This is a genomic window from Paraburkholderia silviterrae (genome assembly GCF_004353915.1).
Classification (GTDB): Bacteria; Pseudomonadota; Gammaproteobacteria; order Burkholderiales; family Burkholderiaceae; genus Paraburkholderia; species Paraburkholderia silviterrae.
Genome location: NZ_SMRP01000032.1, coordinates 61246 through 68500, shown reverse-complemented (window position 1 = coordinate 68500; position 7255 = coordinate 61246). Strand labels below are relative to the sequence as shown.

At 65.8% G+C, this 7255-nt stretch carries 5 protein-coding genes and 1 pseudogene; 4 read left to right on the top strand and 2 right to left on the bottom strand.

Annotated elements, in window-relative coordinates:
* A pseudogene (locus tag EYW47_RS42225) lies at window positions 1-218 on the bottom strand (hypothetical protein); the annotation flags it as partial.
* Window positions 219-264: 46 nt separating this feature from the next.
* Complete coding sequence (locus EYW47_RS34890) at window positions 265-2007, bottom strand: IlvD/Edd family dehydratase (RefSeq protein ID WP_133199365.1); 1743 nt, start codon at window positions 2005-2007, stop codon at window positions 265-267.
* 294 nt (window positions 2008-2301) lie between these two features.
* On the opposite strand from EYW47_RS34890, the gene EYW47_RS34885 reads away from it, so the two are divergent.
* From EYW47_RS34885 to yjfF, 4 genes are all read left to right on the top strand, one after another.
* A complete protein-coding gene (locus tag EYW47_RS34885; RefSeq protein ID WP_240764048.1) occupies window positions 2302-3252 on the top strand; it encodes an ABC transporter substrate-binding protein in 951 nt (316 codons plus the stop codon).
* A gap of 41 nt (window positions 3253-3293) precedes the next feature.
* Window positions 3294-4841, top strand: coding sequence for a sugar ABC transporter ATP-binding protein (locus EYW47_RS34880; RefSeq protein ID WP_133199363.1), 1548 nt, complete (start codon window positions 3294-3296; stop codon window positions 4839-4841).
* Entirely contained in the window at window positions 4838-5896 is a 1059-nt protein-coding gene (locus tag EYW47_RS34875) for an ABC transporter permease (protein WP_133199362.1), read from the top strand. The genes EYW47_RS34880 and EYW47_RS34875 overlap by 4 nt, the downstream gene beginning before the upstream one ends.
* An 84-nt stretch (window positions 5897-5980) precedes the next feature.
* Window positions 5981-7066, top strand: a complete 1086-nt coding sequence (gene yjfF, locus EYW47_RS34870) for a galactofuranose ABC transporter, permease protein YjfF (RefSeq protein WP_240764047.1) — start codon at window positions 5981-5983, stop codon at window positions 7064-7066.
* Window positions 7067-7255 lie beyond the last annotated feature (189 nt).

The window sequence follows — 7255 nt, the reverse complement described above, 5'->3', positions numbered from 1 at the left end:
GCTGCAAAGAAAAGTAGGTGCCGCCCCGCACAGGGGCAACACTAATATACCTACATGAAAACAAGGAAAGGCCAACGCCAGCAAGATCGACAACAAAACCCGAGCACCATGCACGCAGCGCGGGCCCCTCGGGCGCGCCGTCGAGCCCCTGCACCGAGCGGCTCAGTCGGCTGTAGCGTTCAAAAAAAAGCGGGGTCGTCATAGATGTTCTGGGTCATGCGCGACAGCCTCTCACGCGGTGGGCTTTTTTGCGCCCCAGCGCCTTCAATGCGAATGCCTGGGCACCTCCGCTCCCCGGCAGCCTACGAGGAAATCGAAATCGCATCCTTCGTCGGCCTGCAGCACGTGCTCGACATAGAGCTTGCGATAGCCGCTGCCGTCCGCCGGGTCGGGTTTTTTCGCGGCGGCCCATGCGGCCAGGCGCGTGCGGATCTCCTCGTCGCTGATGTCCACGCGCAGCGTGCCCTTTTCGCAATCGAGCTCGATCCAGTCGCCGTTGCGCACGATCGCAAGTGGCCCGCCCGCCCGCGCCTCGGGCGCCACGTGCAGTACCACTGTGCCGTAGGCCGTCCCGCTCATGCGCGCATCCGAGACGCGCACCATGTCGGTCACGCCCTGCGCGAGCAGCTTCGGCGGCAGCCCCATGTTGCCCACCTCGGCCATGCCGGGATAGCCCTTCGGCCCGCAGTTCTTCATCACGAGCACCGAGTCGGGCGTGACGTCGAGCGAGGGGTCGCCGATGCGCGCCTTGTAGTCGTCGAAGTCCTCGAACACCACGGCGGGGCCGCGATGCTTGAGCAGCTTCGGCGAGGCCGCCGAGGGCTTGAGCACTGCGCCGTTCGGCGCGAGGTTGCCGCGCAGCACGCACAAGCCGCCGTCGTGCACGAGCGGATTGCCGAGCGGACGGATCACTTCCTCGTTGAAGTTCGGCGCTTCGCGCACGTTCTCCCATAGCGTGTGGCCGTTTGCGGTGAGCGCGTCGGGATGCGGCAGCAGGTTCGCTTCGCCCAGGCGCCGCAGCACCGCCGGCAGGCCACCCGCGTAATAGAACTCTTCCATCAGGTAACGGCCCGAGGGCTGCAAATCGACGATGGTCGGCGTGTTGCGGCCAATGCGCGTCCAGTCGTCGAGCTCCAGCGTCACCCCGATGCGCCCCGCGATCGCCTTCAAGTGAATGGCTGCATTGGTCGACCCGCCAATCGCGGCATTCGTGCGGATGGCGTTCTCGAACGCGGCGCGCGTGAGCAGCTTCGAGAGCTTGAGGTCTTCGAGCGCCATCTCGACGATTCGCATTCCCGACAAATGCGCGAGCACGTAGCGACGCGCATCCACGGCGGGAATCGCAGCATTGTGCGGCAGCGTGACACCCAGCGCTTCGGCCATGCACGCCATGGTCGAAGCCGTGCCCATGGTGTTGCAAGTGCCCGCCGAGCGCGACATGCCCGCCTCCGCCGACATGAATTCGTGCATCGAGATCGTGCCCGCCTTCACCTGCTCGCTCAGTTGCCACACCACCGTGCCCGAGCCGATGTCGCGCCCTTCGTGCTTGCCGTTGAGCATCGGGCCGCCGCTCACGACGATGGCGGGCACGTCGCAGCTCGCCGCGCCCATCAGGAGCGCGGGCGTGGTCTTGTCGCAGCCGCACAGCAGCACGACCGCATCCACGGGGTTGCCGCGGATGGCCTCCTCCACGTCCATCGAAGCGAGGTTGCGCGTGAACATCGCCGTGGGCCGCAGGTTCGACTCGCCGTTGGAGAACACGGGGAATTCGACAGGAAAGCCGCCCGCCTCATACACGCCGCGCTTCACGTGCTCGGCGAGCTTGCGAAAGTGCGCGTTGCAGGGCGTGAGCTCCGACCACGTGTTGCAGATGCCGATGATCGGCTTGCCCTCGAACTCGTGCTCGGGGATGCCCTGATTCTTCATCCAGCTCCGGTACATGAAGCCGTTCTTGTCCGTGGTGCCGAACCACGCGGCCGAGCGGAGGCGGGATTTGCGAGTGTTCATGGCTTTGCCCACTAAGTGAGAAAACCCATAAATAGCATGACTATATAAGGGTCGATGGTCGGGAAAACGCTAATAAAAACGGCACATAGCGTTGCATATAGTTTGGCTATTGAAATTTGCAAGGCGGATGGCCGGCGGATTTAACCATAGCGGATAAACGCTGGCCTGGGATGGCGCGAGCGACTCGCGACACGGTCCGGCCAGTCCGGACATAGGGAATGCGGCGAAAGCGCCGTGAATTAAATAAAGAACTACTAAGCGACATCGGAGACTTGCATGAAACTGGCTACTCGCATGGCAAGCGGCTTCATCGCCGCTGCCGCGGCTTTTTCGTTTGCGGCGGGCGCCGCGCACGCCGAAGACAAGCAGATCACGCTGGGCTTCGCCCAGGTGGGTGCGGAAAGCGCCTGGCGCACCGCCAACACCGTATCGGTCAAGGCCGCAGCGAAAGATGCCGGTATCAACCTGAAGTTCTCGGACGCCCAGCAGAAGCAGGAAAACCAGATCAAGGCGATCCGCTCGTACATCGCGCAAAAGGTGGACGTGATCGCCTTCTCGCCCGTGGTGGAGTCGGGCTGGGAGCCAGTGCTCCAGGAAGCGAAGCGCGCGAAGATTCCCGTGATCCTCACGGACCGCAACATCGACGTGAAAGACCAGTCGCTCTATGTAACGATGATCGGCTCGGACTTCATGGAAGAAGGCCGCCGGGCGGGCAAGTGGCTCGAGGACCACTACAAGAACAATCCCGGCCCGGTCAATATCGTCGAATTGCAGGGCACCGTAGGCTCCGCGCCCGCGAACGACCGTCATGCGGGCCTCATCGAGGTCATCAAGAACGATCCGAAGTTCAAGATCATCGCCTCGCAAAGCGGCGACTTCACGCTCGCGGGCGGCAAGCAGGTGATGGAGGCGTTCGCCAAGACATACGGCAACAAGATCAACGTGGTCTACGCGCATAACGACGACATGGCGCTCGGCGCGATCCAGGCCATGGAGGAAGCGGGCATGAAGCCGGGCACGGATGTGAGCGTGGTGTCGTTCGACGCCACCAAGGGCGGCTTCCAGGCGATGATCGCCGGCAAGATGAACGTGGATGTGGAATGCAGCCCGCTGCTCGGGCCGCAGCTCATGAGCGCCGTGAAGGACGTGGTGGCGGGCAAGCCGTTGCCCAAGCGCATTGTCACGAACGAAACGGTGTTCCAGGAGAATGTGGCGGCGCAGGTGCTGCCGTCGCGCAAGTATTGACCCCCACATAGCCGCCCATTGACCGCCAGGCACTCGCACGCATGAGCCCTACGCCGTTGCTTGAAACCGTCGGCCTCACGCGCACGTTTCCCGGCGTGCGCGCGCTCGACGGCGTCGATTTTCGCCTGTTCCCCGGCGAGGTCCACACGCTGATGGGCCAGAACGGCGCGGGCAAGTCCACGCTCATCAACGTCCTCACGGGCGTGCACGAGCCCGAGGCCGGAGAGATTCGTCTCGCCGGCCAGCCAGTGCGCTTCGCGACGCCGCAGGAAGCCGAGGCCGCGGGCATCCAGACGCTCTATCAGGAAGTCAATCTCTGCCCGAATCTCTCGGTGGCGGAGAATATTTTCGCGGGCCGCCAGCCACGCAAGCGCGGCCTGATCGACTGGAAGACGATCCACCGGCGCGCGGGGGAGGCGCTTGCCGGGCTCAATCTCTCGCTCGACGTCACGCAGTCGCTCGACACCTACCCCATCGCCATGCAGCAGATGGTGGCGATCGCGCGTGCCGTTTCCGTCGATGCGCGCATTCTCATTCTCGACGAACCGACTTCGAGCCTCGACGAAGGCGAAGTCGCGCGCCTCTTCGACGTACTGCGCAAGCTGAAGGCATCGGGCATCGCGATCCTGTTCGTCACACATTTTCTTGAGCAGACCTACGCGATCTCCGACCGCATCACCGTGATGCGCAACGGCGAGCGCGAAGGCGAGTATCTCGCCGCCGACTTGCCGGTGCAGGCGCTGGTCGCCAGGATGGTGGGGGTAAGCCAGGCCGACGAGCGGCTCGCGCTCGCCAACGAGCCGCCACGCACGCCCGGCACGCAAGTGACGCACACACAGGGCGCCGCCGCGCAAACCGGCGAGCCGTATCTCGCCGCGCAGGGCATCGCGCGCCGGGGCGTGCTCAACGCGCTCGATCTCGAAGTGCGGCCGGGCCAGATTCTCGGTCTCGCTGGCCTGCTGGGCTCGGGACGCACGGAAACGGCGCGCCTCTTGTTCGGCGCCGACCGGGCCGACGCGGGCGCCGTGCGCGTGAACGGCAAGACCGTGAAGCTCGCCTCGCCGCGCGACGCGGTCCGTCACGGCCTGGCGTATTGTCCCGAGGATCGCAAGAAGGAAGGCATCGTCGCCGATCTCTCGATCCGCGAGAACATCGTGCTCGCGCTGCAAGCGCGGCGCGGCTGGTGGCGCATGATCGGACGCGCACGCCAGCGCGAGCTGGCCAATGCGTATATCGCGCAGCTCGGCATCAAGGCGCGCGACGCGGAGCAGCCCATCGGCCTGCTTTCGGGCGGCAATCAGCAGAAGGTGCTGCTAGCGCGCTGGCTCGCGACCGAGCCGCGCCTCCTGATTCTCGACGAGCCCACGCGCGGCATCGACGTGGCCGCCAAGCTCGAAATCATGGACCGCGTGCGCGCGCTCTGCGCGAAGGGGCTCGGCATTCTCTTCATCTCATCGGAGATCAGCGAGGTGGTGCGCGTGAGCGATCGCATCGCCGTGCTGCGCGACCGGCGCAAGGTGGCGGAGTTATCCGGAGAGTCGCGTTCTGAGCACGAGGTCTATGGCCTCATCGCGGGAGACCGCAAATGAACGTGCGCCCGCCTGCCGTGCTGCGTTCCGGCTTGCCCGCCTGGCTCGCGCTCGTGCTCAAGCATCCGCTCGTGTGGCCCGCGCTCACGCTCGTGGCCTTGTTTGCCGTCGACGTCGCGCATCGCGCGAACTTCCTCGCTATCACGCTGCTGGGCGGGCATCTGTTCGGTGCGCCCATCGACATCCTCATGCGCGCCGCGCCGCTCGTCGTGGTCTCGCTCGGCATGACGCTCGTGATCGCCACGCGCGGCATCGACATTTCGGTGGGCGCCGTGGTCGCGATCGCGGGCGCGGCGGCGGCCACCGTGCTCGCCGATGACCCCTCGCGCGTGGCCGCCGCGTTCGGCGCGGCACTCGCCGTGGGCCTCGCCGCAGGAATGTGGAACGGGCTGCTCGTGGCCGTCGTGGGCATGCAGCCGATCATCGCGACCTTGATCCTCATGGTGGCCGGACGCGGCGTCGCGCAACTGCTCACGGGCGGCCAGATCATCCCCATCGGCGCGATGGGCTATCTGTATGCGGGCGGCGGCTACTTTGCGCTCGTGCCCTGCGCCGTGTGGATCGCCGTCGCCGTGACCGTGCTCACCGTGCTCATCGTGAATCGCACGGCGCTCGGGCTTTTCATCCGCTCCATTGGCGTGAATCCCGTGGCCGCGCGGCTCGCGGGCCTCTCTTCGCACGCCGTGGTATTTGGCACCTATGCGTGTTGCGGCGTGACGGCGGCCATCGCCGGCATCCTCATCAGCTCGAACGTGCGCAGCGCCGATGGCAACAACGCGGGGTTGTTGCTCGAGCTCGATGCGATCCTCGCCGTGACGCTCGGCGGCACCTCGCTCTCGGGCGGGCGCTTCAGCCTCGCCGGCACGGTGCTAGGCGCGCTCATCATCCAGACGCTCACCTACACCACCTATTCGATCGGCGTGCCGCCCGAGGCCACGCTCGTCGTCAAGGCCGTGGTCGTGCTGTGCGTGTGCGTGATCCAGTCGCCCGCCGCGCGCGCGTTCGCGGCCCATCAACTCAAGCGCATCGCGCTCGCGCGGCGTGCGCGGGCCTGAAAAACGACTTCGGGGAAACCGAGCATGAGCCGCCCACCATCCGCCAACGCCAATGCCGACGCTGCTGTGGGCACGCTCGCCACCTTGCGGCGCGGCGTCTCGCGCTTCGTCGATCCGCGCGTGCTGCCCATTGTTGTCACGATACTGCTGTTCGTGGTGCTGTTCGGCTTCGGCTCCGTCATGTACACCGGCTTCTTCTCACTGCAAGTTTTATTCGGACTCCTCGTCGACAATGCGTTCCTGTTGATCGTGGCCATCGGCATGACGTTCGTGATCATCTCGGGCGGCATCGATCTTTCCGTGGGCGCCGTTGTCGCGCTCACCACGATCCTGTGCGCCGTGGGCACCGAGAAGCTGCACTGGTCCGTGGCCGTGGTCGTGCCGCTCGTGCTGCTGCTCGGCGCGCTATACGGCGCGGCGATGGGCGCGCTGATCCACTTCTTCCGGCTGCAGCCCTTCATCATCACGCTCGCCGGCATGTTCCTCGCGCGCGGCACCTGCTTTCTCATCACCACCGAATCCATCCAGATCAGCGACGCCGGCTTTCACGCGCTCTCCGAATTCAGCATCCCCGTGGGCAGCGGCTCGCTCACCACGGGCTCGCTCACCGCGCTCGCGATGCTTGCAGCGGGTATCGTCATCGCGCATTTCACGCGCTTCGGGCGCAACGTCTACGCCATCGGCGGCAACGAGCGCTCTGCGCTGCTCATGGGCTTGCCCGTCGCGCGCACCAAGATCGCCGTCTACGCGCTCTCGGGTTTTTGCTCCGCGCTCGGCGGCGTGGTGTTCACGCTCTATGTGCTCTCGGGTTACGGCTTGCAGGCGCAGGGCATGGAGCTCGACGCCATCGCCGCGACCGTGATCGGCGGCACGCTGCTCACGGGCGGCGTGGGCTACGTGATCGGCTCGGTGTTCGGCGTGGGTATCCTCGGCACGATCCAGACCCTCATCACGTTCGACGGCACGCTCAGCTCCTGGTGGACGCGCATCGTGATCGGCGCCCTGCTCTGCGCGTTCTGTCTGCTGCAGCGCGCCACCGAGCGTCACGCCGCGCGCCGCAAGTCCACCGGCGGCGGCAAGGGCGCTGCGCGCGCGCCGCGCGAGCGCGTGCAGCAGGCCACGCCGCTCGATCAGACGAAGCTCGCCGCCGCGCCGCCGCGCGAGGCGTAAAGCGCAGCAAGCAGCGTCGTAAGCGCTTTGTTACCCACGCTTCCAATAGTCGGACTAGTTAGGGGTATACATGGATTAGGAGGCGCAACCGCGCTGCACTACCATTTTTGCGGTACCGCACGGCGCGTATCGAGCACTTCCGGATCGGGGTTGCACGTCGCCACGCCACAGTCTTGCGCTGCCCAGCGC